Genomic DNA, 21414 nt, shown 5'->3' on the forward strand with positions numbered 1-21414 from the left:
GCGAATATCCGAATTTGGATGGGATTTACAAAAATCTAGGCCGCGTATCATATCCAATTTAGGTAAAACTGCACCAGCGCTGAGGCAAGATCGGCCTGCAACGACTGTTCCAGACACCATGAGCGGGCGTGATTTTGCAGCTCCGGCCAGTGCGCCTCGGCGCTGATCCAGGCCGGGGCCATGCCCTCGCCGTTATTCCAGGCCCGCCACAACCCCTCTAGCGCCGCGCGTGCAGCCGGCGACAGGGCTTTGGTGTAGAGGCTCAAAAAGGCTTCGAGCTTATCCAGGTGGGCCTCTTCCTCCTGCTGGTAGATATGCCACAGCATCGGACGAGCGGCCCATTGCGCACGGACGAACGAGTCCTCGCCACGCACCGCGTTGAAATCGCAGCACCACAGCAGCAGGTCGTACTGGTCCTGGCGCACAAACGGCAACACCTGCACGGTCAGGGCTCCCCGTTGCTGCACGGCGCCGACTGCCAGTCCCGGTTGCCCCAGCCAGCGTGCCACATCCCCGAGGACTCGCCCCTGCGGCACCAGCAGATGGGTGGCCTGTGCAGCGTTCGCCATCACGTCCAGCCAATCGGCCAGCCCGGCATTCTCGTAGGCAAACAGGGATATCAGGCGCGCTCCCGCGGCGCGCTCTACCCCCAGGCCTTGCAGGAACTCACGCTGCGCAACCGGGTTGGCTTGAAACTGCTCGCGCCGTGCCAGCAACTCGCGTTCGCGCAGCAGACCGCCCGTGCCCGGCTGGAACCCGGGGAAAAAAAAGTATTTCTGCACATGCTGGAACTTCACCGAGGGCAGGCCGTGGCAGCCAACGATCCAGTCTTCGGCACTCAAATAGTCGAGGTTCAGCCACAGCGGAGTGTGCTCGCGGGCTGCCATCGCCTCCATGTAGGCATGCGGCAACTGACAGGCGAAGGCCGCAACCACCACATCGGCAGCGTCCGTCGCTTGCCAGTCCGCCGACCAGTGACGCACGTCCACGCCCTGCTGCCATTGCTGGCGCGCATTGACATCAAGCTCCGGACACAGGCGCTCGAATGCCCGCAGGTCGTCGACCCACAAGCGCACCGCGCAGGGATGCTCAGCCACCAGTTGGCGGGCCAGGCGCCAGGTCACGCCGATGTCGCCGTAGTTGTCGACGACCGTACAGAAAATATCCCAGTCGACTTTCATGCCGGGCTCCGTGGGGCAAAGACTTTGATTGTCCGCATAAATCGTTGCGCGCAGAAGGGCCGACGGCGATTAATCTTCATGCGACAATCCACGCTTGCCCATTTCCCCCGCCAGGAGGCAACGATGCCGTACCGTCCATCCGCTCGCCGCACAGTGTCGATCACTCTCAACCCGCTGCAATTGATCGGCTGCATCGCCCTGGGCCTGTGGCTGGGGTTCGTCGCCATTGCCCTGACCGCCTGGCTGCTGTCCAGGCTTTTGCCTGCTACACAGTTGGCGCCGCTGGCGGACGTGGTGCGCCCGGCCACCCAAGCCGCGCCGGTGGCGGCACAACCAGCAGCGGACAACCAGATGTTTGAGCAGTACAAGTCCATCCTCAACCAACAGGCGCGGCAGGAAGTCCTGGAGCAAGCGCGCAATGACCCGCGCAATCAGACCAACCCCACCTGCCAGTTCTGGTTGCAACAAGACCGCACTATCCCCAGCGACAAAAGCCGCAGCAACGTGCTGCAGTTCTGCAATTGATCATGAATAAACAGAACGTACACCAGTTGCTTCTGGAAAAGCTGGCGGTCGATTTCGACGTCGCCCAGCGAGCGGCGCAAACCGCCTACGAAACCGCAACCCACGAAGAAAACATCGCCGAGAACAAGTACGACACCCTGGGGCTCGAAGCCTCTTACCTGGCGGCCGGCCAGGCCAAGCGCGTCGAGGAAATTCGCCAGGCGCTGACGCGGTGCCAGAACATGCCCGTGGCTGCGTATGACGCGCAGCGGGGCATCCAGATCGGCAGCCTGCTGGGCCTGGAAGACGACCAGGGGCGCCAGCAATGGCTGTTCCTGGCGCCGGATGCGGCGGGATTGAAGGTCTATCTGGTGGGACAGTTGATTACCGTCATCACCCCGCGCTCGCCACTGGGCAACAGCCTCTTGGGCAAATTGGAGGGCGATGAGGTGGAGATCGTGGTGGCGGGCACTCGGCAACAGTTCACTGTCACCGAGGTCGTCTGAGGGACTCAGTGAACCGGTAGTTCAACGCCGTCGAACAGTTCTTCGAGTTCCTGCTTGTTGTGGCACTGGATGGCCTTGGCCATGACTTCGCGGGTCAGGTGTGGAGCGAACTTCTCGATGAAGTCGCACATGAAGCCACGCAGGAAAGTACCGCGACGGAAACCGATCTTGGTCACGCTGGACTCGAACAGCTCGCTGGCATCGAGTACTACCAGGTCATTATCGAGCTTGGTATCGACCGCCATCTTGGCTACGATCCCGACGCCCAGGCCGAGGCGCACATAGGTCTTGATCACGTCGGCGTCAGCGGCGGTGAACACCACTTTCGGCGTCAAGCCGCGGTGGCTGAAGGCTTCGTCGAGCTTCGAACGGCCGGTAAAACCGAAGACGTAGGTCACGATCGGGTATTCGGCCAGGGCTTCGAGGGTCAGCTTCGGCAGCTTGGTCAGCGGGTGACCCTGGGGTACTACCACACAACGGTTCCAGCGGTAGCACGGCATCATTACCAGGTCGCCGAACAACTCCAGGGCCTCGGTGGCAATCGCGAAATCCACGGTACCATCGGCGGCCATTTCGGCGATCTGCATCGGCGACCCCTGATGCATGTGCAGGGCAACGTCGGGGTATTGCTTGATAAAATTGCTGATCACCGGCGGCAATGCATAACGTGCCTGGGTGTGTGTGGTGGCAATCGACAGGGTGCCTTTCTTCTCGTTGGAGAACTCCTGGGCGATCTGCTTGATGCTCTCGACCTTGCGCAGGATTTCGCCGGCGGTGGTGATGATGCGCTCACCGGCCGGAGTGACGCGGGTCAGGTGTTTGCCGCTGCGTGCAAAAACCTCGACGCCCAACTCGTCCTCCAGCAGGCGGATCTGCTTGCTGATGCCCGGCTGCGAGGTGTACAGGCTTTGGGCAGTAGCCGAAACGTTGAGGTCGTGGTGCGCCACTTCCCAGATGTAGCGCAATTGTTGAAGCTTCATATGAATCCCTCAAAGCAGATAGACGCCACGGGCATCAGCGACGGTATATAACTATATTAATGGTTTGAAGAATAAATCTAGAACTTTTTCATCAAAAGGCCAGCATTCTCGCCTCAAATATCCCCGTGCCGCCGGCGCTGTGACAGGGGCACCAGGTAAACCGGCACTTGCGACAACTGCAACACCCGTGCGGCTGTGCGCCCCAAAGGGGTTTCCCCACCGCTGCCATGGCTGTGACTCCCTAGGATCAACAAATCCACCGAGAGTTTCTGAGCCTGTTCGAGAATCACCTGCGACGGATCGCCCTGGAACACCCTGACCGACTGAATCAGCTCCAGGTCCTGCTGCCCCTCCCCCAACTCCTCGCGAAAACTGTCGAGCACCCGCTGTTCGATATTGGCCATTACCGTACTCAGGCCCTGGCTGTGAAACTCGTTCAGCGCCTGTTCGTCGAGGTAGCTCTGCAACACCGATTCAGCGAACAACCCCATCGGTTCAACCGCGTGCACTACATACAACTCGGCCTTGAACGTTCGGGCCAATGCCAGTGCGTGTTGCATCACAAAAGGAGCGTAAAGGCCGAGGTCAGTGGCATACAGCATCGAACGAATCATGTGACCTCCTCGAGTGCCTGAATGGCGGAGATTGCTTCAGCTTAGCAGTGCTGCGCGCAGTTCGACGTGCTGTGCATGGCGCTGAACGGGCGACCTAAACCTTCAGTTCGTTGCTGATGCCGTGGGGCACATGCCCGGTGGCCACGACCTCGCGAGCCAGTTCGCAGTGGCCGGCCTGGTCGTCGAAAAACACATCGGCGGCAAACGCCTCAAGAAATGCCGACTTGGTCAGCCCCCCGAGAAACAGTGATTCGTCGAGGCGGATATCCCACTCGCGCAGCGTGCGAATCACCCGCTCATGGGCCGGCGCCGAACGTGCCGTGACCAAGGCGGTGCGGATCGGGCATTGGTCTTCAGGGAACTCGCGCTGCAAGGCATTGAGTGCGGCCAGGAAGCCCTTGAACGGACCGCCGCGCAGCGGCTCACGCGCGGCCTGCCGCTCACTGGTCTGGAACGCTTCAAGACCGCCGGCCTGATAGACCCGCTCCGACTCATCGGAAAACAGCACCGCATCGCCATCGAAGGCGATGCGCAACTCTTCGCTGGCTGCACGGCTGGCACCTCCCGACAGAATGGTCGCGGCGGCAAAGCCGGCGTCCAGTGCGCTGCGCACATCTTCAGCGTGAGTGGAGAGAAACAGGTCGCAGCCAAATGCCTTGAGGTACGGATAGGGACTGCGGCCACCGACAAACGCCGCCCGGGAAATTGCCAGGCCGTAATGGTGGATCGAGTTGAACACCCGTAACCCGGTGTCAGCGCTGTTGCGCGATACCAGCACCACTTCGACCCGAGCCTTGCCCAGGTGCGCATTGAGGTTCAACAGTTTCTGCACCAGGGGGAAGGCATCGCCCGGCTCGAGGATCTCGTCTTCATGTTCGATCTGGTACTGCCGGTACGCCTCGACGCCACTGGCCAGGTACACCTTATGGCTGTCGCTGAGGTCGAACAGCGCTCGCGAGGAAATCGCCAGGACCAGTTTGTCGTCGATGCCTTTTGCCATGTGTCCCCCCGGACTGAAACTTCAGCGATTACGCCCATCAATAAAACACAGGGCCTGATACAGGGCTTCGATCTTCGGCATCGGGCAACCCGCTGCCCGGGCCGAAGCCAAGGGCTGGGCGTAGATCGCAGCCAACTCCAGCGGCCGCTGCTGCAGGAAGTCGTGATACATGCTCGGCCAGTAATCGGGCATTTTTTCGGTGACCTTGAACAGATGCTCGGCATAACCCGCTGGCATGCTGTGCCCACAGGCTTGTGCGCCCTGCACCACTTCCGCCATCAGCGCCTGGATCAGTTCGCGACTGTATTGATCGGCCATCAAGGGGCTGGTACTCGCCCCGAGCAGCACCGACAAACCGTTGTAAGGAACATTCCAGACCAGTTTTTGCCAACGCGCCTGCTGAAGATTGGCCATGGCCTGGGAATCGAGACCAGCGGTACGAAACAGCCCAGCGCCTTGCTCGACGATCTGCTGGCGTGCCGCCGCATCGGCCATCACCGGGCCACTGTGATAACCCACATGCACGGCGCCCAGCGCCTGGTGTTCGATGATGCCTGGGCCTGCGCGGTGCACACAGATGAAACACAGGCCACCGAGCAGGTGCAGCGAGTCGGGCAACAGCTCGCGCAAGCTGTCCTCGACATCCAGGCCGTTCTGCAGCAGCAGGACCTTGGCGCCCGCCGCCGCAGCCTGGAGGATCGCCGGCGCCAGCTCGCTGTTGCTGGTGGTCTTGGCACCCACCAGCAGCCAATCGCAAGGGGGCATGTCTTCAGCGGTGTTGTAGGCCTGGACCGGGTTCAAGGTCAGGGCGCCGAACGGCGCGCTGTGCACTTGCAGGCCACGCTCGGCCACCGCGCAAAATTCGCTGCGCAATAGAAAATGCACGTCAAATCCGGCCCGCGCCAACATCACGCCGTAAAATCCACCAATCGCCCCGGTGCCGATAATGCCGATTCTCGGCGATTGTCCTGCTGTTGCTGTCATGGCAATTCCTCTGGTTCCCGACTCAGCGCCAGCCCCACCGCCGCGTTCAGTTCAGTGCGGGTGAGGCGCGCCTGGACTGCGCCAAAAAACTCACCGTCGCGCACCACAAACAGCGCCGGCAAATGAAAGACCTGATAACGCGCCACGGCTCCGCCGTTGTTGCCGGCGTCGATCCAGCACAGCCGATCGACCGCGAGGCCGAGGGCGGGTAACTGGACTCGCGCCCAACGGCAACTGGAGCAGCCGACACTGGTGAAAATCACCAGCGAGACACCACTCATCGCCAACAGCCGTTGGTCGGCGTCGAAATCGGTCAGCTCGCATTCGACCACTATACTGGGGGAAACACTGTCGAATGACCGACACTTGGAGTCCGCGTTCATGGGGCGTTTTATTCCTCATCCTGACGATGTGCCCGTCGAGTTAACGTTGCGCAAGCACCAGTGTATTTCTCGGCAAGAGCTGCACACTATCAGTCTCGGCGGCGTGGCTTGCAATTACCACCGCGCCTGGCGCAAGGGTACGGCACTGGAAGTACGCATGCCGACCCTCAGCGAACATGTCTGCTACCTGGGCTACGTGGCCTGGTGCCTTCGGCGCAAGCGTGGTTACCTGGTGGGCATCGCCTTCATCGACGAACAGACCCTGTTCAAGGCGCGAATGGGCGAGCAGGTCTGCCAGATCGAACGTTATTGCCGCCAGCAAGACCAGCAGCGCGAACCACAAGGCGTCCAGGCACTGGCCCTGCAATGGGTCGATCAACATGCCGGCGAGTACTCCCACGAAACCGTTCGCCAGGCTTTTGCCACGCCAGCGCTGGATTAAACCCGCGTCTGCCCATTGTCGAGCCACCGCCTAACGCGCTAAGGTTCGGCTCCCCGCTGCGCTTAAATCATGCTGTGCTCCGCCGCGCGGGGATCGCTGGCGGCCGGCACCCGTGACCTGACGAGTAACACGATGGCTGATTTACCGATCAATGACCTAAACGTCGCCTCCAACGAGACGCTGATCACTCCTGACCAGCTCAAGCGTGATATCCCCCTGAGCGCCGCTGCCCTGCAGACCGTGACCAAGGGCCGCGAAGTGATTCGCAATATCCTGGATGGCACCGACCACCGCCTGTTCGTCGTAATCGGGCCCTGCTCGATCCACGACCTCAAGGCCGCACACGAATACGCCGAGCGCCTCAAGGTCCTCGCCGCAGAAGTGTCCGACACCCTGTATCTGGTCATGCGGGTCTATTTCGAGAAGCCACGTACCACCGTCGGCTGGAAAGGCCTGATCAACGATCCGTACCTGGACGACTCCTTCAAGATCCAGGATGGCCTGCACATTGGTCGCCAGTTGCTGCTGGACCTGGCCGAGATGGGCCTGCCGACCGCGACCGAAGCACTTGACCCGATCTCCCCGCAGTACCTGCAGGACCTGATCAGTTGGTCGGCAATCGGCGCGCGCACCACCGAATCCCAGACCCACCGGGAAATGGCCTCCGGCCTGTCCTCGGCGGTTGGCTTCAAGAATGGCACCGACGGCGGCCTGACCGTTGCCATCAACGCCCTGCAGTCGGTTTCCAGCCCACACCGTTTCCTGGGGATCAACCAGGAAGGTGGCGTATCGATCGTCACCACCAAGGGCAATGCCTACGGTCACGTGGTCCTGCGCGGTGGCAACGGCAAGCCGAACTACGATTCGGTCAGTGTGGCGTTGTGCGAGCAGGCGCTGAACAAGGCCAAAATCAAGCCAAACATCATGGTCGACTGCAGCCACGCCAACTCCAACAAGGATCCGGCCCTGCAACCGCTGGTGATGGAGAACGTCGCCAACCAGATTCTGGAAGGCAACCAGTCGATCATCGGCCTGATGGTCGAAAGCCATTTGAACTGGGGTTGCCAGGCGATTCCCAAAGACCTGGCCGACCTGCAATACGGAGTGTCGATCACCGACGCCTGCATCGACTGGTCTGCGACCGAAACCACCTTGCGCAGCATGCATGCCAAGCTCAAGGATGTGCTGCCTAAACGCGAGCGCACCTGACCCACATTCAGCGCACACAAAAACGCCGGGCTTAGCCCGGCGTTTTTATTGGTAACCCTGATCAGAGCTTGGCGGCATGCCGCTGATGACGTTCCATGTAGCGCTCCACGTAGGAGCACGAGGGGATGACGGTGTAACCCATCTGCTCCGCGTACTCGAGCGCCTGCTCGGTCAACGCGGCGGCAATACCACGGCCACGCAGCGCGTTGGGTACGAACGTGCGATAGATATCCAGGGTCTGCTTACCCAGGTCCATATAGGTCAGGTAGGCACGATGACCGTCCACATTGGTCTCGAATTGATGACCAGCCTGGTCATGGTGGATGGACAACGCCTCGCTCATCACTACTCCTCGCGGGTCTTTGACTGACCCCTACCTTACCGATGTTTTTCCGGCGAAGGAACCTCTACGCCACCCCGTGCCTGTCGGACACCGAGAAAAACCCGTCCTGATCCCACGCAACCTGGCACGTATCAAATAGTAGGCACCAAAGGCACAAATGCTCAAGGCGCGCTCGTCTCGATGTCGCGGGCGTGGGTTCGGCACGGGTCACGTCGAGGCGGTTCGACCGACGCTCTGGAGCGGCCGATCACCTGAACATTGCCGGATATTGAGACTTAAGACGTGCGCCAGTAGTTAAAGTCACTGCCTACATGCAAAAGTGACGTGAAACGACGCACAATTCCTCAACATAAGTGTAGACGAATCTATATAAAGGGACTTTAGGCGATACTGCGAAACAGCCATCAGGGTGCCACTGGCTTTCAAGCAGCGCGCTCAGGACGGGCTTCGCGGTTGCATACTTTTTATACAGTGCGATTAAAAGTTGCTCGAAAAAGAATCAGCGCCTACAATTTTTTTTGCTTCTTGCTCTACGTCAGTTTACTTACTAAAAGTAATGGGTAGTATGTACGCCGGCTGTTTCCTCACTCTGGGGTGACAGCTAATTAATAGAAAGTCCTTGAAGGGGAACACGATGAACAACGTTCTGAAATTCTCTGCTCTGGCTCTGGCCGCAGTTCTGGCTACCGGTTGCAGCAGCGTATCGAAAGAAACCGAAGCACGTCTGACTGCTACTGAAGACGCAGCAGCTCGCTCCCAAGCTCGTGCAGACGAAGCTTACCGTAAAGCTGATGAAGCTCTGGCTGCTGCTCAAAAAGCACAACAGACTGCTGACGAAGCTAACGAGCGTGCTCTGCGCATGCTGGAAAAAGCTAGCCGCAAGTAATAGTCCTTCGGGATTGTTATCAAGCCGACCCATTTTTTGGGTCGGCTTTTTTATTGCCCGCAGTTTCTGCCGGCCATAAAAAACCCGCCGGGGCTGACGTCCCGGCGGGTCTTGTGGAGCGCTTACTGCAGTTCTAGCGGCGTGCTCGACACCAGCGGGGTACCCGTGCCCGGCACGGCGATTTCCACCGGCAGGCCATCTTCGGCCGCGACCACGTCACGCACCACGTCCCAGTTCATGCGCATGTTGCTGGTGATGTCCTCACGCTTGAGCATGGCGTTGATCACTGCGGTGTGCTTGTCGACCACCGACGGGTTGCCCTTGTCATCGATTGGCGTATGCGCCTCCAGATAGACCTTGCCCCCGCTCATGCCGAACTTGTACGGGTCGTTGAGGATGCGCACCGAGGTACCCACCGGCACCATGCTGGCCATTTCCAGCACGTTGTTGTTGAACATGCGGAAGCAGCCGTGGCTGGTGCGCATGCCGATGCCGAACTTCTTGTTCGAACCATGGATCAGGTAACCCGGCGTGCCCAGGGTGAACTTGAAAGGTCCCAGCGGGTTGTCCGGACCGGCCGGCACGACATTCGGCAACGGGTCGCCATCGGCGGCGTGCTCAGCCTTGATCGACGCGGGAGGGGTCCAGGTCGGGTTGGGGGTCTTGGCGACGATGCTGGTGTGGGCAATCGGCGAACCCCAGCCTTCCCGACCGATCCCCAGGGGGAAGGTGTAGACCACGTTGCGGCCTTTAGGGAAGTAGTACAGGCGGTACTCGGCCAGGTTGATCACGATGCCTTCACGCGGGCCCGGGGGCAGGATGAATCGCGTTGGCAGGATGATCTCGGTGCCCGCGCCCGGCAGCCAGGGATCGACACCCGGGTTGGCCGCGACCATTTCCGAATAACCCAGGTCATAGGTGGTGCCCAGGTCGGCGAAGGTATCTTCGTACTTGGCCTTGATCACTTGCACCTGGCCGACGATATCTTCGCCCGGCGGCGGCAAGGGCAGCTCCAACGCTGCAACGGGACCGGCCACGCACAGGGCGGCAAGAGACAGGCAGCGGGCGACGGCAGGAAAGCGCGACAACATCCGGAAAATCCTTTGCATGATCGACAGAGGGGGTAAAACCGCGATTGTACACCGCAGTCTGCGGATTCGGGGAACCGGGCGACGGTCGCCGCGCCGCAGGTTACAACTCGAAACGCAACTCCGGCCAGATCGGCGAAGTACCGCGCTTCTGCGACTCCAGGATTGCTCGGCACAACGAGCACAGACGCTGGTCCTGGAATACCCGGCGATCGACGCTGGACCAGCGCGGTTGCGCCGGCAGCAACGTACCGCACAGGGTACGGTCGGCCGAGCCGCCCAACTCCAGTTGACGCGTCACCAGATGCACCCGGACTTCCTGGCAGGCGAACAGATCCAACTGCTCGTCAGGCTCGATCAGTTGGTAGGCAAACAGGGACCAGGCAGGACGCGGCATCGGGGGCTCCAGATCAGGGGGGCGCCACATTAGCCGAAAGCCTGCCGCTAGAAAAGCATCAAAGCAGGGGTTTTAGCGTTGGCCAGACATTTTCCAGCAACTTGCCCTGTGCCGCGCCGGCCGGGTGAATGCCATCGGCCTGCATCAGCTCGGGCTTGCCGCCAATTCCCTCGAGAAAAAACGGCACCAGCGCGACCTTTTTTTCCGTCGCCAGATTGCTGTAGACCTGGGCAAAGGCCTGGGTATAGCGCACCCCATAATTAGGCGGCAACTGCATGCCCAGCAACAGCACCTTGGCGCCACTGCCCCGGGACTGGTCGATCATCGAGGCAAGATTTTGTTGCAATTGCGTGGGCAGCTGTCCGCGCAGGCCGTCATTGCCCCCCAGCTCCAGCACCACCAGCGCCGGCTTATGGGCTGCAAGCAGCGCTGGCAGCCGCGCCTGGCCACCTGCACTGGTGTCGCCACTGATGGACGCGTTGACCACCGTAGCGGTGAAACCTTCGTCCTTGAGCCGCTGCTCCAGCAGCGATACCCACCCCTGCCGGGTATCCAGGCCGAAAGCCGCGCTGATACTATCGCCAACGATCAGGACAGTACCCGCCGCTGCGTTCTGGGCCATGCACATCAAGGCCAGGCCAGCACTCAAAAACCACACACGCATCGGACTCTCCATGGGCGCAAACATTCTCACTGCGCGGAACCTTAGCAAAGTGGTTCCCAGCGCGGAAGGTGAACTGACCATCCTGCACCAACTCAGCCTGGAACTGAACAAGGGCGACAGCCTGGCCATCGTCGGCAGTTCCGGTTCCGGCAAGTCCACCCTGCTCGGCCTGCTCGCCGGCCTCGACCTGCCCAGCAGCGGCGAAGTCACCCTGGCCGGCCAGGCCTTGAGCCAACTGGATGAAGACCAGCGTGCACGCGTCCGCGCCGAGCATGTGGGGTTCGTGTTCCAGTCGTTCCAATTGCTGGACAGCCTCAACGCCCTGGAAAACGTGATGCTGCCGCTGGAACTCGATGGTCGCAAGGATGCCCGCGAACGCGCCACCGAACTGCTGCGCCGAGTCGGCCTGGGCAAGCGCCTGAGTCATTCGCCGCGCCAGCTTTCCGGTGGCGAGCAGCAGCGCGTGGCGATCGCCCGGGCATTTGCCGCCGAACCCGATGTGCTGTTTGCCGATGAACCCACCGGCAACCTCGATACTCATACCGGCGAGCACATCAGCGACCTGCTGTTCGAACTGAACAAGGAAAGCGGCACCACCCTGGTGCTGGTCACCCACGATGAGCGCCTGGCCCATCGCTGTCACCGCCTGATCCGCCTTGAAGCCGGCCTGTTGGTCGCCCCCCTGGAGCCTTGATGGCACGTTTGCCGCTGTTGCGCCTGTTCAGCCTGGCCATTCGTCAATTGCTGCGCGATGCCCGCGCCGGCGAACTGCGGGTGCTGTTCTTCGCCTTGCTGGTGGCCGTGGCCGCCAGCACCGCCATCGGCTATTTCGGCGCGCGCCTGAATGGCGCAATGCTGTTGCGCGCCACCGAATTCCTCGGTGCCGACCTGCTGCTCGAAGGCAGCTCGCCCGCCCGTCCCGAGCAGATCCAGAGCGGCAAGGACCTGGGCCTGCAACACGCCCAGGTGGTGGAGTTTTCCAGTGTCATCGCCACCGACCAGGGCATCCAGCTGTCGAGCATCAAGGCCGCCGACGGGGTCTACCCGCTGCGCGGCCAGCTGAAAAGCGCGCCCGCGCCGTTTGCCCCGGAAGAAGCCGGCGGCAGCCCGCAACCGGGTGAAGCCTGGGTCGAGGCACGGCTGCTGACCGCGCTGGACCTGAAGATCGGCGACAACATCGACGTCGGCATGAAGACCCTGCGCCTGAGCCGCGTCCTGACCTATGAGCCGGACCGCGCCGGCAACTTCTACAGCCTCACGCCGCGGGTGATGATCAACCTCGCCGACCTGACGGCCACCGGCGTGGTGCAGCCCGGCAGCCGGGTCAGCTACCGCGAACTCTGGCGCGGCGACGCCACCGCCCTGGCCACCTACCGCGAGCAACTCCAGCCCGGCCTGGCGGCGAACCAGCGCCTGCAGGATGCCCGCGACGGCAATCGACAGATCGGTGGCGCGCTGGGCAAGGCCGAACGCTACCTGAACATGGCGAGCCTGGTGGCGGTGCTGCTGTCCGGGGTCGCGGTGGCGCTGTCGGCAACCCGCTTTGCCACCCGCCGTTTCGACGCCAGTGCCTTGTTGCGCTGCCTGGGGTTGTCCCGTCGGGAAACCCTGGTGCTGTTCAGCCTGCAACTGACTGTGCTGGGGTTGCTCGCCAGCGCCAGCGGCGCCCTCATCGGCTGGTTCGCCCAACTGGGGTTGTTCGCCCTGCTCGGCGACTTGCTGCCCACCGACGTACCGCCCGGCGGCCTGCTACCGGCCATTGCCGGGATCGGCACCGGGCTGGTAGCGCTGGCCGGCTTTGCCCTGCCACCGCTCGCCGCCCTCGGCCGAGTGCCACCCCTGCGGGTGTTGCGACGCGACATGCTGCCCATCCCGTCAAGCACCTGGTTGGTCTATGGCGCCGCCCTGGGCGCGCTTGGCCTGATCATGTGGCGCCTGAGCCTGGACCTGGTGCTGACCTTCGCCCTGCTCGGTGGTGGCGTACTGGCCGCGCTGGTGCTCGGCGGCTTGTTGCTGCTGGTGCTCAAGAGCCTGCGCCGCCTGCTGGCCCGGGCATCCCTGCCCTGGCGCCTGGGCCTGGGGCAATTGCTGCGTCATCCACTGGCGGCAGCCGGGCAGTCCCTGGCTTTTGGCCTGATCCTGTTGTCGATGGCGTTGATCGCCCTGCTGCGTGGCGAGTTGCTCGACACCTGGCAGAACCAGCTACCCAAAAATGCGCCAAACTATTTCGCCCTGAACATCCTGCCGGCCGACAAACAGGCATTTACCGATCGCCTGATCGAACTCTCCGCCCAATCCGCGCCGCTGTACCCGGTGGTGCCAGGACGCCTGATAAGCATCAATGGTGAGCCGGTGCAGGCGATTGTCAGCAAGGACTCCCAGGGTGATCGGGCGATCCAGCGCGACCTCAGCCTGACCTGGGCGGCGCAACTACCGGCGGGCAACAGCATTACCGCCGGCAATTGGTGGTCAGCCCAGCCGTCCGACGACATCCCCGGGGTCTCGGTCGAGGGTAAGGTTGCCGAGAGCCTGAAGCTCAAGCTCGGTGACCACATGGTGTTCACCGTTGGCGGGGTCAACCGCGAAGCCCGGGTCACCAGCCTGCGCGACATCAACTGGGACAACTTCCAGCCAAACTTCTTCATGATCTTCCAGCCCGGCACCCTGCAGGATCTGCCCGCGACCTACCTGACCAGTTTCTACCTGGCCGCCGGTCACGACCAACAGATCATCGACCTGTCGCGCGCCTTTCCGGCGGTGACCATCTTGCAAGTCGAGGCCCTGTTGGCACAGCTACGCAGCATCCTGGGCCAGGTCACCCTGGCGGTCGAGTACGTGCTGTTGTTCGTCCTGGCGGCGGGTATGGCCGTGCTGTTTTCCGGATTGCAGGCGACCCTCGATGAACGCATTCGCCAAGGCGCCTTGCTGCGTGCGCTGGGGGCCGAACGGCAACTGCTGGTCAAGGCCCGGCGGATCGAGTTCGGCTTGCTGGGTGCGGTCAGCGGCCTGCTGGCGGCCATTGGTTGCGAACTGGTGAGCCTGGTGTTGTACCGCTACGCCTTCGACCTGGCTTGGCATCCCCACCCGTGGCTGCTGTTGCTGCCGGTGATCGGTGCATTGCTGGTGGGCGGTGCCGGGGTCTTTGGTACGCGCCGGGCATTGAACGCCAGCCCACTGACAGTCCTGCGCGAGGGTTGATAGACTCGATGCTTTCCCAGCACAAGACATTGTCATGAGCCGCTATCGCCCTCCCCGTCCTGCCGGCACCGCCCTCATCACTCCCGAGGGCGAAGCGCGGATGCGTGCCGAGTTCCACGAACTCTGGCACGTGCGCCGCCCCCAGGTGACCCAGTCCGTCAGCGAAGCCGCCGCCCAGGGCGACCGCTCGGAAAACGCCGAGTACACCTATGGCAAAAAAATGCTGCGCGAGATCGACAGCCGGGTAAGGTTTCTCACCAAGCGCCTGGAGGCGCTCAAGGTGGTCAGCGAAAAGCCCAGCGACCCGAACAAGGTCTACTTCGGCGCCTGGGTGACCATCGAGGATGAACAGGGCAAAACGTCGCGCTACCGCATCGTCGGCCCGGATGAACTGGACCTCAAGCAAGGCCTGATCAGCATCGACTCACCGCTGGCGCGGGCCTTGATCGGTAAAGCGCTGGATGCCGAGGTACGGGTACAAACCCCGGACGGCGAGCAGTTCGTGTACATCACGGCCATCGACTACCCCTGAAGGCTAGCGTCGGGCGATCAGCCCCTGGCGGGCGACACGGGTCAGTTGCCTGATCATTTCACCCGCTTCTTCGGCGCTGGGGGACTGGATAACGGCCAGATCAAAGCTGTCACTGGCAAAACGCGCCAACGACTCACCGTCTTCGACAAACTGGATCAGGAACGCTGCCGGGCCACCGTTGCGACGCGGCCAGCCATCCAGATAACGCAGCAGCGTCGGCTGGTGATTACCGCCCAGGAGGATTTTCGGGTTGCGTTGGGTCAGGTGAGCCGTGATCGGCGCGGGGCGTACAGAGGGGTGCAGTGCATTCATCTTGTCGTGTCTCAGCCTCAAAAATCTGCATGGCAGGTGAGAGGCAACACCGAACCAGCGCTTTAGCGGTACTTCAAAGCCTGGTCCAGGCTTCTATCGGCAACTGAATGAGTCACCTGGCGCCCCGCAAGTAGCTGTTTAAATCGGCGCATGGCAGCATCCTAGAGAAGCTGACGGGACAGTGTCAAGAATCCGCAGCAACAAAAAGGCCCGCGTATGCGGGCCTTAGTCGTGAGCCAGAGCACTCAACCGGCGATGGCGCGATCCACCGACAGCTTGCCGGCACCTTCGAACAAGACCGCGATGCTACCGCCGAGCAATGCCAGGGCAAATTCGTAGCCGTTGTTGGCCATGAACAGGCCGTTGCTGATGTGCACCGAAAAAATCGCTACCAGCGAGAGGAAGGTCAGGCCCAGGGCGGCCGGACGCACCAGCAAGCCGATGATCAGCGCCAGGCCGCCGAAGAACTCGGTACCGCCAGCCAGGATCGCCATCAACTGCCCCGGTGCCAGGCCCAGGCTTTCCATGTACTGCGCGGTCCCCGCAAGGCCATAGCCGCCAAACATGCCGAACAGTTTCTGCGCACCGTGGGCGGCGAAGATCACGCCGACGCAGATCCGCAAGACCGTCAGGCCGTAGCCGGCGCGGGTGAAAAGTACCTTGTTGATGAGTGTGCTCATGCTCTGTCATCCATAGTGAGTGTGTGTTGGTTGGCCGCTATATTAATCGGCAAACCTCATGTTAAAAGCGCAAAAAACGCGGTTTAACAATCAGTTTAGTCGATCATTTGCGACTGACAACTTTTTGCCCCGGGGCCTCCAGCGCCTCCCGCTCCCGGTCATAGGCCAAGTAGTACTTGTTCACACTGTTAACATAGCTGACAGGACCCATCCCTACCTGCTCCATGGCAATGCGCTCGACCTGGAAGAACCACTGGTTAGGGTTCAGCCCACGGCGCCGCGCCTCGGCACGCATGCCCTGGACCCGCTCCGGGCCGATGTTGTAGGCGGCGAGAATGAACGCCATGCGCTCGCGCTCATTGAGCTTGGGGCTGGCGAAAAACTTGCGCCGGATCAGCGCCAGGTATCGCGCACCGGCCTGCACATTGCTGTCCAGGGACTGAATGTTATTGACCCCGACCCGCTGCGCCGCCGAGGGCGTGATCTGCATCAATCCGGTCGGCCCGCTGCCGCTTCGAGCGCTAGGCTCCAGCGACGACTCCTTGAACGCCAGGGCCGCCAGGTTCAGCCAGTCCAGGCCTTGTTCGCTGGCATGTTTCTGCAGCACGGTGCGCACTTTCTCCAGACGTTGCCGGTCGTTGCGGGCCAGCGGGTTGCGTACCTGGTACAGGCGCCGATAAATCCGCAGGAACGCCACATCCTGGTCGGAGGGGGCTTTGTAGGTGGTGAGAAAACGGTCAATGCTGGCCCGCAGCATCGAGGCATCACGATGCACGAACCAGAACTCTTCGCCCGGCTCGCTGATCAGCACCTGCCGGTCGAAACGCAATTTGGGCAGGATCTTGCCCCAGCGCTCGGCAATGGGTTGCTCGACAATGGTCAGGTGAAAAATCCCGCCCTGGACCATTTCCAGCACATCCTCCACGGCGAGGCTGGGGTCTACCCATTCGATCTTCACCGGCGGCAACTTGTGCAGCGCGAGTTTCTGGTTGATCTGGTTGATCGCCTCCCCGGCGGCACTGCCGGTGGGCAGCGCCAGGGTTTTGCCCGACAGCTGTTCAAGCCGGGTGTAGCGCCGCTCACCCTTGATCCCTACCAGCAATAACGGCACGTTGCTGACAATCGGCTCGCTGGCGCTGACCGCCCGCACTGCCTGGGCGTCAAGCAGCTCGCCTGGGGCCACCAGGTCGCCTTCGCCGCGTTGCAGCGCACCGAGTAATTGGTCCTTGGCCTTGGGAATGATCTTCAGGGAAATTTCCTGGCCATCGCGGGCATGGCCATTGAGGTATTGCTCGAAAGCACGCAGGCGATGGTATTCCATGCCGATGTTCTGGCCCTGGACTTGCGCGGAGCTGTTGCGGCTCTGATTGACCAGGACCCGCAGCACCCGACTGCTGCGGATTTGCGCCAGGTCGCGGACCTTGCCCGTCTGCACGGCCTCCACGGGCCCGGCCAAGCGCGCCAGTGCCGGCAAAGGCACGAGCAACGACAGGCACAGCAGGAATAAAACCGGGAGTCGCGTCATCCGTTCTCCGGAAAGAATACTGTCCCGCCGCACAACAAGAGGCGCAGCAGGTCGACAGAAACAGAGCGCCTGGAGCGCTGGCAACGAGCGAAAGAGCGGGCTGCGAGCCTGATAAAATCAGTCGAAGTGCTCCTTCGGCATCAAAAGACAGCGTTAACTCATTGTAGTTCTTGGCTTTTCTTATAAATCTTGAGCTCTGGTATGCTTTCCGGCCGCATCCCCAGGGTAGCACCATGCAACTCATCGATATCGGCGTCAACCTGACCAACCCCAGTTTCGCCGACAAACACCAGGCGGTGCTGGACCGCGCCTATGCCGCAGGAGTCTGCCAACTGGTGCTGACCGGCACTAGCGTGGAGGGCAGCGAACAGGCCCTGGAACTGTGCCAGCAACTGGATGAAAGCGGCGAGCGCCTGTTCTGTACCGCCGGTATTCACCCACACTCGGCCAGCGACTGGAATGCCGACAGCGCGCGGCGCCTGCACAGTTTGCTGAAAGAGCCGAACGTGCGGGCAGTCGGCGAATGCGGGCTGGATTTCAATCGCGACTTCTCACCGCGCCCACAGCAGGAAAAGGTCCTGGAAGAACACCTGGCCCTGGCGGTCGAGTTGCAGTTGCCAGTGTTCCTCCATGAGCGGGACGCCAGCCAGCGCCTGCTGGAGATCCTGCGCGACTTCCGCGACCAGTTGCCGGCCGCCGTGGTGCACTGCTTCACCGGGGAAAAAAAGGCGCTGTTCAGTTACCTCGACCTGGACTTGCACATTGGCATTACCGGCTGGATCTGTGACGAGCGCCGCGGTACCCATCTGCACCCGCTGGTGCGCGAGATTGCCCGCGGCCGCCTGATGCTCGAGAGCGATGCGCCCTATCTGCTGCCTCGCAGCCTGCGGCCAAAACCGAAAAACGGGCGCAACGAACCGGCCTACTTGCCCGAAGTACTACGCGAAGTGGCCCTGCATCGGGGCGAGAGCCTGGAAGACCTGGCGGCCCACAGCACTGCCTGTGCCCGGGCGTTTTTCGGCTTGCCGAGCGTCGCATTTACCGCCAATCCGTAGGAGCAAGGCCGGCCAGCGATAGCATCTGAAGAGCCCTGCCCCACTACGACTTGACCCACATCAACACCGGACCTCCTCGATAGCGGCACAATGATGGCACCTTGCCAATGCTGTTTCCGCTATCAGAGAAGACCTCCATGGGTGCCTGGCTTAGCAATATCTCGCTGAAATACAAGTTCTGGGCGGTCAATGCCGTCGCCTTCGTGACCACCCTGCTGCTGGTGCTGTATGCCGTGCAACTGGAACAACAGGCGCGCAGCGAGGCTGCCCGGCAGGCGGCTGGCGCTCAAGCGCAATTGCTCCGAGCCTGGCCCGCTGCCCAGCCGTTGCCCGCCAACGACGTGCTGCTGAGCTTCAGGCCAGGGCAAACGCCCACGCTCGACGAGCGGCCGTTACCGCAATTGAACAACGCCAACGGCTGGGTCTCGATCAATGCCATGCCGTTGTTCGGCAACCACCTGCTGATCGGTGCCGAGGTCCTGTCCCGGGCCGATGGCGAACGCACTGCCGTCCTGGCCTATGGCCCGAGCCTGACCCAGGTATTTGCCGAGCGCTTCGTCAACTACGCAGCGGCGGTGTTGATCCTGATGCTGGCGATGCTCGGCGCCTCGCAATTGTTGATCCGCTTTCTGCTCAGCCAGCTCAACACCCTCAAGGATGTGATGCTGCATGTCGAGAAAACCGGTGACCTATCGGCCCGTGTGCCGCTGTCCTGCGCCGATGAAGTGGGCCAGATGGCCAGTGCGTTCAATGCCATGCAGGCCGGCTACCAACGCGTGGTCAATACCGTGGCCCATACCGCGCAGCAACTGGATGTCGGTGCGGCGCGCCTGGCCAACAGCATGAGCGACGTGCGCCAGGGCATGCTCGGCCAGCAAAGTGAAACCGATCAGGCGGCCACCGCGATCAATCAGATGTCCGCCACGGTCTACCACATCGCCCAGCATGCCGGCGCAACGCGGGACCTGTCGCAAACCGCCGACGACCTGGCAGGCAGCGGCCAGGAGGTGGTCAGTCGCGTGCAACACTCCATCGCCGGGCTGTCCACCGGTGTGCAGCAGACCGCCGGGATGATCCAGCGCCTGGCCGAAGACAGCCAGAAGATCAACGGCGTGGTCGGGGTGATCCACAGCATCGCCGAGCAAACCAACCTGCTCGCCCTCAATGCCGCCATCGAAGCGGCCCGCGCCGGTGAGATGGGCCGAGGGTTTGCCGTGGTCGCCGACGAAGTGCGCAACCTGGCCAAGCGGGTCCAGGCCTCGACCGATGAAATCACGCGCATGGTCTCGGCCCTGCAAGCGGGCACTCGCGATGCCGTGGACTTCATGCAGGAGAGCTCCTTCAAGGCCGACGACTGCGTGCAGCAGGCGCAGGAGGCGGGCAGTGCCCTGGCCAAAATCACCAGCGCCGTGGCGCAGATGCGTGAAAGCAACACGCAGATAGCCGTCGCCGCCCAGCAGCAAAGCCAGGTGGCAGAAGAGATGAATCGAGCGGTGGTGAGCATCCGCGACGTCACCGAGAACACTGTGGCACAGACCCTGGACTCGGCCACCACCAGCGATGAGCTGGCAAAACTGGCCGGCGAACTGAACCAGGCCATCGGCCAACTCAAGCTTTAGGCACTATCACGCAGCGGCTATCACCTCGATAGCCAACCTTGATTCGCCGCATGCCAGGACCCGACCTATTCTTCAATCATGTGTTGTACACGGATCGAGGAGTACCTTCATGGGCAAACGTCACCCCAACCTTCCCGCCTGGCAATGGCGGGCGTACCCGAATAATCACCAGCACCCGACCAACCTGGTGCTGCACCTGATTGCCGTGCCGCTGTTCATCCTGGGCTTTTTGCTGATTGTCTCCGGAGTGTTCAGCCTGAGCCTGGCCAATATCGCCATTGGCATCATCGGCTTGCTGGCCGCGTTGGGCTTGCAGCGCCACGGTCACAGCCTGGAAGCCCAAGCGGCCGAACCCTTTACTGATCGCAAGGATGCCGTCTCGCGGCTGCTGGTCGAGCAGTTCCTGACCTTCCCACGTTATGTCTTGAGCGGCGGCTGGTGGCGCGCCTGGCGCGAACGTCACCGCCACTGAGGTCAGGCGAAGATCGTCACCGTCTGGCGGCTCAGGGCAATCAATTGGCCTTCGGGGCTCCACAAGGCGGCAGCGGCATGGCCGTAGCCGTCACGGGCGTGTTCGATCTGCACATGGTACTTGCACCAGTCCAGGGTGCTCAGGGCCAGCAATGGTTGGACGAACTCGATGGTCCAGGTCAGGGTACTGCCGGCCGCCGGCTTGTTCAGGTGCGGCAGCAAGGCCGGGGGCCAGGCATCCACCAGCGCCAGGATGTGCGCTTCGCTCACCGTCTCGGCATTGGCTTCGTCGCGCAAACGCACCCAGCCGCCCATGTCACGTGACTTGTTACCGGTGAAGGGCAAGCCGCCGATGCTCCAACGCATCGCCAGGTGACGCATGAACTCTGGCGTCACGCCCTTGATATAAGGCAGCTCCTGGCACTCGTCCCAATGTTTCATCGTTGGCGCTGGCGCGGCCAGCACCTCGACCTCGGAAGCCCGCGAGGCGCCGAAGCTGCCCTGGACCAGTGTCACCACCTGACCGTTCTGCACCGCTCGACCGAGTACCTGGCTGACCGCCTTGCCTTCGCGCAGCACCTCGACCTCGAAACGGATCGGCACACCGGGCTCGGCCGGGCCGACAAAGGTGATCGCCAGCGAGCGCACCGGGCGCTCTGCCGGGACCCTGGCGCGCATGGCTTCGTACTGCAAGGCGGCGACCAGCCCACCAAAACTGGCGCGACCCTGCGCCCATTGCGCCGGAATGACCAGCTCATCAGGGGAACGGCGCACGGCGTCGAGTAATTCGCTAAAGCGCATGGCAACCTCAAGACAGGGAAAAGGACAGCAGGATCTTAAC

Annotated in this window: 25 protein-coding genes; 11 read left to right on the forward strand and 14 right to left on the reverse strand. The window is 62.0% G+C overall.

Annotation, left to right across the window (positions count from 1 at the left end):
• Nucleotides 1-47 precede the first annotated feature (47 nt).
• Complete coding sequence (earP, locus tag ACM6IP_RS26505; protein WP_414862642.1) at nt 48-1181, reverse strand: elongation factor P maturation arginine rhamnosyltransferase EarP; 1134 nt, start codon at nt 1179-1181, stop codon at nt 48-50.
• 123 nt (nt 1182-1304) lie between these two features.
• Between earP and ACM6IP_RS26510 the strand changes: the two genes are divergently transcribed.
• Complete coding sequence (locus ACM6IP_RS26510; RefSeq protein ID WP_095168107.1) at nt 1305-1706, forward strand: hypothetical protein; 402 nt, start codon at nt 1305-1307, stop codon at nt 1704-1706.
• A 2-nt stretch (nt 1707-1708) separates the two neighbouring features.
• Nucleotides 1709-2191 (forward strand): GreA/GreB family elongation factor, encoded by a 483-nt coding sequence (locus ACM6IP_RS26515; RefSeq protein WP_095168105.1) that lies wholly within the window; start codon nt 1709-1711, stop codon nt 2189-2191.
• Between the two features lie 5 nt (nt 2192-2196).
• On the opposite strand, the gene cysB is transcribed toward ACM6IP_RS26515, so the two are convergent.
• The 5 genes from cysB to ACM6IP_RS26540 form a co-directional block, all read right to left on the reverse strand.
• Nucleotides 2197-3171 carry an HTH-type transcriptional regulator CysB gene (cysB, locus tag ACM6IP_RS26520; RefSeq protein WP_003183769.1) on the reverse strand — a complete coding sequence of 325 codons (975 nt, stop codon included), beginning with the start codon at nt 3169-3171 and terminating at the stop codon, nt 2197-2199.
• 113 nt (nt 3172-3284) lie between these two features.
• Nucleotides 3285-3785 (reverse strand): universal stress protein, encoded by a 501-nt coding sequence (locus tag ACM6IP_RS26525; protein WP_095168103.1) that lies wholly within the window; start codon nt 3783-3785, stop codon nt 3285-3287.
• A 94-nt stretch (nt 3786-3879) separates the two neighbouring features.
• The gene (locus tag ACM6IP_RS26530; protein ID WP_414862643.1) at nt 3880-4785 is read right to left on the reverse strand and encodes a 5'-nucleotidase; all 906 of its coding nucleotides are present in this window, start codon (nt 4783-4785) and stop codon (nt 3880-3882) included.
• 21 nt (nt 4786-4806) lie between these two features.
• Nucleotides 4807-5769, reverse strand: a complete 963-nt coding sequence (locus ACM6IP_RS26535; RefSeq protein ID WP_414862644.1) for a putative 2-dehydropantoate 2-reductase — start codon at nt 5767-5769, stop codon at nt 4807-4809.
• Entirely contained in the window at nt 5766-6152 is a 387-nt protein-coding gene (locus tag ACM6IP_RS26540; protein WP_095168100.1) for a thioredoxin, read from the reverse strand. Before ACM6IP_RS26540 ends, ACM6IP_RS26535 begins: the two co-directional genes overlap by 4 nt.
• Here ACM6IP_RS26540 and ACM6IP_RS26545 point away from each other — a divergent pair.
• Nucleotides 6151-6594 carry a PilZ domain-containing protein gene (locus ACM6IP_RS26545; RefSeq protein WP_095168099.1) on the forward strand — a complete coding sequence of 148 codons (444 nt, stop codon included), beginning with the start codon at nt 6151-6153 and terminating at the stop codon, nt 6592-6594. The two genes, ACM6IP_RS26540 and ACM6IP_RS26545, sit on opposite strands and share 2 nt — an antisense overlap.
• A 132-nt stretch (nt 6595-6726) precedes the next feature.
• Complete coding sequence (locus tag ACM6IP_RS26550) at nt 6727-7803, forward strand: 3-deoxy-7-phosphoheptulonate synthase (protein WP_159997303.1); 1077 nt, start codon at nt 6727-6729, stop codon at nt 7801-7803.
• Between the two features lie 61 nt (nt 7804-7864).
• Here ACM6IP_RS26550 and ACM6IP_RS26555 read toward each other — a convergent pair whose 3' ends face one another.
• Nucleotides 7865-8146: a GNAT family N-acetyltransferase gene (locus ACM6IP_RS26555; protein ID WP_093422070.1), complete on the reverse strand. Its 282-nt coding sequence runs from the start codon at nt 8144-8146 to the stop codon at nt 7865-7867.
• Between the two features lie 634 nt (nt 8147-8780).
• Between ACM6IP_RS26555 and oprI the strand changes: the two genes are divergently transcribed.
• The gene (gene oprI, locus ACM6IP_RS26560) at nt 8781-9032 is read left to right on the forward strand and encodes an outer membrane lipoprotei OprI (RefSeq protein WP_003172710.1); all 252 of its coding nucleotides are present in this window, start codon (nt 8781-8783) and stop codon (nt 9030-9032) included.
• 122 nt (nt 9033-9154) lie between these two features.
• Here the strand turns inward: oprI and ACM6IP_RS26565 are convergent, their stop codons facing one another.
• The 3 genes from ACM6IP_RS26565 to ACM6IP_RS26575 all read right to left on the reverse strand — a co-directional run bounded on the left by ACM6IP_RS26565 (nt 9155) and on the right by ACM6IP_RS26575 (nt 11181).
• Nucleotides 9155-10123 carry a L,D-transpeptidase family protein gene (locus ACM6IP_RS26565; RefSeq protein ID WP_095168097.1) on the reverse strand — a complete coding sequence of 323 codons (969 nt, stop codon included), beginning with the start codon at nt 10121-10123 and terminating at the stop codon, nt 9155-9157.
• A 100-nt stretch (nt 10124-10223) separates the two neighbouring features.
• The gene (locus ACM6IP_RS26570) at nt 10224-10517 is read right to left on the reverse strand and encodes a hypothetical protein (RefSeq protein ID WP_027620143.1); all 294 of its coding nucleotides are present in this window, start codon (nt 10515-10517) and stop codon (nt 10224-10226) included.
• A gap of 58 nt (nt 10518-10575) precedes the next feature.
• On the reverse strand, nt 10576-11181 hold the full coding sequence (locus ACM6IP_RS26575; RefSeq protein WP_095168096.1) for an arylesterase: 606 nt from the start codon (nt 11179-11181) through the stop codon (nt 10576-10578).
• 10 nt (nt 11182-11191) lie between these two features.
• On the opposite strand from ACM6IP_RS26575, the gene ACM6IP_RS26580 reads away from it, so the two are divergent.
• Genes ACM6IP_RS26580 through greB form a run of 3 tightly spaced genes read left to right on the forward strand, consistent with a single transcriptional unit; the run spans nt 11192 to nt 14911 of the window.
• Complete coding sequence (locus ACM6IP_RS26580; RefSeq protein ID WP_095168095.1) at nt 11192-11875, forward strand: ABC transporter ATP-binding protein; 684 nt, start codon at nt 11192-11194, stop codon at nt 11873-11875.
• The gene (locus ACM6IP_RS26585) at nt 11875-14379 is read left to right on the forward strand and encodes an ABC transporter permease (RefSeq protein ID WP_414862645.1); all 2505 of its coding nucleotides are present in this window, start codon (nt 11875-11877) and stop codon (nt 14377-14379) included. Before ACM6IP_RS26580 ends, ACM6IP_RS26585 begins: the two co-directional genes overlap by 1 nt.
• Before the next feature lie 34 nt (nt 14380-14413).
• Entirely contained in the window at nt 14414-14911 is a 498-nt protein-coding gene (greB, locus tag ACM6IP_RS26590) for a transcription elongation factor GreB (RefSeq protein WP_095168093.1), read from the forward strand.
• Between the two features lie 3 nt (nt 14912-14914).
• Here greB and ACM6IP_RS26595 read toward each other — a convergent pair whose 3' ends face one another.
• From ACM6IP_RS26595 to ACM6IP_RS26605, 3 genes are all read right to left on the reverse strand, one after another.
• A complete protein-coding gene (locus ACM6IP_RS26595) occupies nt 14915-15223 on the reverse strand; it encodes a hypothetical protein (protein WP_095168092.1) in 309 nt (102 codons plus the stop codon).
• A gap of 245 nt (nt 15224-15468) precedes the next feature.
• Nucleotides 15469-15903: a DoxX family protein gene (locus ACM6IP_RS26600; RefSeq protein WP_095168090.1), complete on the reverse strand. Its 435-nt coding sequence runs from the start codon at nt 15901-15903 to the stop codon at nt 15469-15471.
• Between the two features lie 103 nt (nt 15904-16006).
• Complete coding sequence (locus tag ACM6IP_RS26605) at nt 16007-17428, reverse strand: transglycosylase SLT domain-containing protein (RefSeq protein ID WP_095168088.1); 1422 nt, start codon at nt 17426-17428, stop codon at nt 16007-16009.
• Nucleotides 17429-17661: 233 nt separating this feature from the next.
• Between ACM6IP_RS26605 and ACM6IP_RS26610 the strand changes: the two genes are divergently transcribed.
• The 3 genes from ACM6IP_RS26610 to ACM6IP_RS26620 all read left to right on the forward strand — a co-directional run bounded on the left by ACM6IP_RS26610 (nt 17662) and on the right by ACM6IP_RS26620 (nt 20574).
• Nucleotides 17662-18483 (forward strand): TatD family hydrolase, encoded by an 822-nt coding sequence (locus tag ACM6IP_RS26610; RefSeq protein WP_320332789.1) that lies wholly within the window; start codon nt 17662-17664, stop codon nt 18481-18483.
• Nucleotides 18484-18620: 137 nt separating this feature from the next.
• Nucleotides 18621-20102 (forward strand): methyl-accepting chemotaxis protein, encoded by a 1482-nt coding sequence (locus ACM6IP_RS26615; RefSeq protein ID WP_401128580.1) that lies wholly within the window; start codon nt 18621-18623, stop codon nt 20100-20102.
• Between the two features lie 109 nt (nt 20103-20211).
• The gene (locus tag ACM6IP_RS26620) at nt 20212-20574 is read left to right on the forward strand and encodes a terminase (RefSeq protein WP_414862646.1); all 363 of its coding nucleotides are present in this window, start codon (nt 20212-20214) and stop codon (nt 20572-20574) included.
• A gap of 2 nt (nt 20575-20576) precedes the next feature.
• Here the strand turns inward: ACM6IP_RS26620 and ACM6IP_RS26625 are convergent, their stop codons facing one another.
• Nucleotides 20577-21374, reverse strand: coding sequence for an acyl-CoA thioesterase (locus tag ACM6IP_RS26625; RefSeq protein ID WP_095168081.1), 798 nt, complete (start codon nt 21372-21374; stop codon nt 20577-20579).
• Nucleotides 21375-21414: the final 40 nt, after the last annotated feature.

It is taken from the genome of Pseudomonas sp. IT-P176 (assembly GCF_949767245.1).
Taxonomy (GTDB): Bacteria; Pseudomonadota; Gammaproteobacteria; order Pseudomonadales; family Pseudomonadaceae; genus Aquipseudomonas.

What these genes read in the sequence shown, in the direction of transcription:
- ACM6IP_RS26580 (WP_095168095.1), top strand. Translation starts at nt 11,192, where the DNA reads ATGGGCGCAAACATTCTCACTGCGCGGAACCTTAGCAAAGTGGTTCCC.
- ACM6IP_RS26605 (WP_095168088.1), bottom strand. Translation starts at nt 17,428, where the DNA reads ATGACGCGACTCCCGGTTTTATTCCTGCTGTGCCTGTCGTTGCTCGTG.
- ACM6IP_RS26610 (WP_320332789.1), top strand. Translation starts at nt 17,662, where the DNA reads ATGCAACTCATCGATATCGGCGTCAACCTGACCAACCCCAGTTTCGCC.
- ACM6IP_RS26600 (WP_095168090.1), bottom strand. Translation starts at nt 15,903, where the DNA reads ATGAGCACACTCATCAACAAGGTACTTTTCACCCGCGCCGGCTACGGC.
- ACM6IP_RS26595 (WP_095168092.1), bottom strand. Translation starts at nt 15,223, where the DNA reads ATGAATGCACTGCACCCCTCTGTACGCCCCGCGCCGATCACGGCTCAC.
- ACM6IP_RS26540 (WP_095168100.1), bottom strand. Translation starts at nt 6,152, where the DNA reads ATGAACGCGGACTCCAAGTGTCGGTCATTCGACAGTGTTTCCCCCAGT.
- ACM6IP_RS26565 (WP_095168097.1), bottom strand. Translation starts at nt 10,123, where the DNA reads ATGTTGTCGCGCTTTCCTGCCGTCGCCCGCTGCCTGTCTCTTGCCGCC.
- ACM6IP_RS26570 (WP_027620143.1), bottom strand. Translation starts at nt 10,517, where the DNA reads ATGCCGCGTCCTGCCTGGTCCCTGTTTGCCTACCAACTGATCGAGCCT.
- earP (WP_414862642.1), bottom strand. Translation starts at nt 1,181, where the DNA reads ATGAAAGTCGACTGGGATATTTTCTGTACGGTCGTCGACAACTACGGC.
- ACM6IP_RS26510 (WP_095168107.1), top strand. Translation starts at nt 1,305, where the DNA reads ATGCCGTACCGTCCATCCGCTCGCCGCACAGTGTCGATCACTCTCAAC.
- ACM6IP_RS26525 (WP_095168103.1), bottom strand. Translation starts at nt 3,785, where the DNA reads ATGATTCGTTCGATGCTGTATGCCACTGACCTCGGCCTTTACGCTCCT.
- ACM6IP_RS26615 (WP_401128580.1), top strand. Translation starts at nt 18,621, where the DNA reads ATGGGTGCCTGGCTTAGCAATATCTCGCTGAAATACAAGTTCTGGGCG.
- ACM6IP_RS26555 (WP_093422070.1), bottom strand. Translation starts at nt 8,146, where the DNA reads ATGAGCGAGGCGTTGTCCATCCACCATGACCAGGCTGGTCATCAATTC.
- ACM6IP_RS26545 (WP_095168099.1), top strand. Translation starts at nt 6,151, where the DNA reads ATGGGGCGTTTTATTCCTCATCCTGACGATGTGCCCGTCGAGTTAACG.
- cysB (WP_003183769.1), bottom strand. Translation starts at nt 3,171, where the DNA reads ATGAAGCTTCAACAATTGCGCTACATCTGGGAAGTGGCGCACCACGAC.
- ACM6IP_RS26575 (WP_095168096.1), bottom strand. Translation starts at nt 11,181, where the DNA reads ATGCGTGTGTGGTTTTTGAGTGCTGGCCTGGCCTTGATGTGCATGGCC.
- oprI (WP_003172710.1), top strand. Translation starts at nt 8,781, where the DNA reads ATGAACAACGTTCTGAAATTCTCTGCTCTGGCTCTGGCCGCAGTTCTG.
- ACM6IP_RS26585 (WP_414862645.1), top strand. Translation starts at nt 11,875, where the DNA reads ATGGCACGTTTGCCGCTGTTGCGCCTGTTCAGCCTGGCCATTCGTCAA.
- ACM6IP_RS26550 (WP_159997303.1), top strand. Translation starts at nt 6,727, where the DNA reads ATGGCTGATTTACCGATCAATGACCTAAACGTCGCCTCCAACGAGACG.
- ACM6IP_RS26515 (WP_095168105.1), top strand. Translation starts at nt 1,709, where the DNA reads ATGAATAAACAGAACGTACACCAGTTGCTTCTGGAAAAGCTGGCGGTC.
- ACM6IP_RS26530 (WP_414862643.1), bottom strand. Translation starts at nt 4,785, where the DNA reads ATGGCAAAAGGCATCGACGACAAACTGGTCCTGGCGATTTCCTCGCGA.
- ACM6IP_RS26535 (WP_414862644.1), bottom strand. Translation starts at nt 5,769, where the DNA reads ATGACAGCAACAGCAGGACAATCGCCGAGAATCGGCATTATCGGCACC.
- ACM6IP_RS26620 (WP_414862646.1), top strand. Translation starts at nt 20,212, where the DNA reads ATGGGCAAACGTCACCCCAACCTTCCCGCCTGGCAATGGCGGGCGTAC.
- ACM6IP_RS26625 (WP_095168081.1), bottom strand. Translation starts at nt 21,374, where the DNA reads ATGCGCTTTAGCGAATTACTCGACGCCGTGCGCCGTTCCCCTGATGAG.
- greB (WP_095168093.1), top strand. Translation starts at nt 14,414, where the DNA reads ATGAGCCGCTATCGCCCTCCCCGTCCTGCCGGCACCGCCCTCATCACT.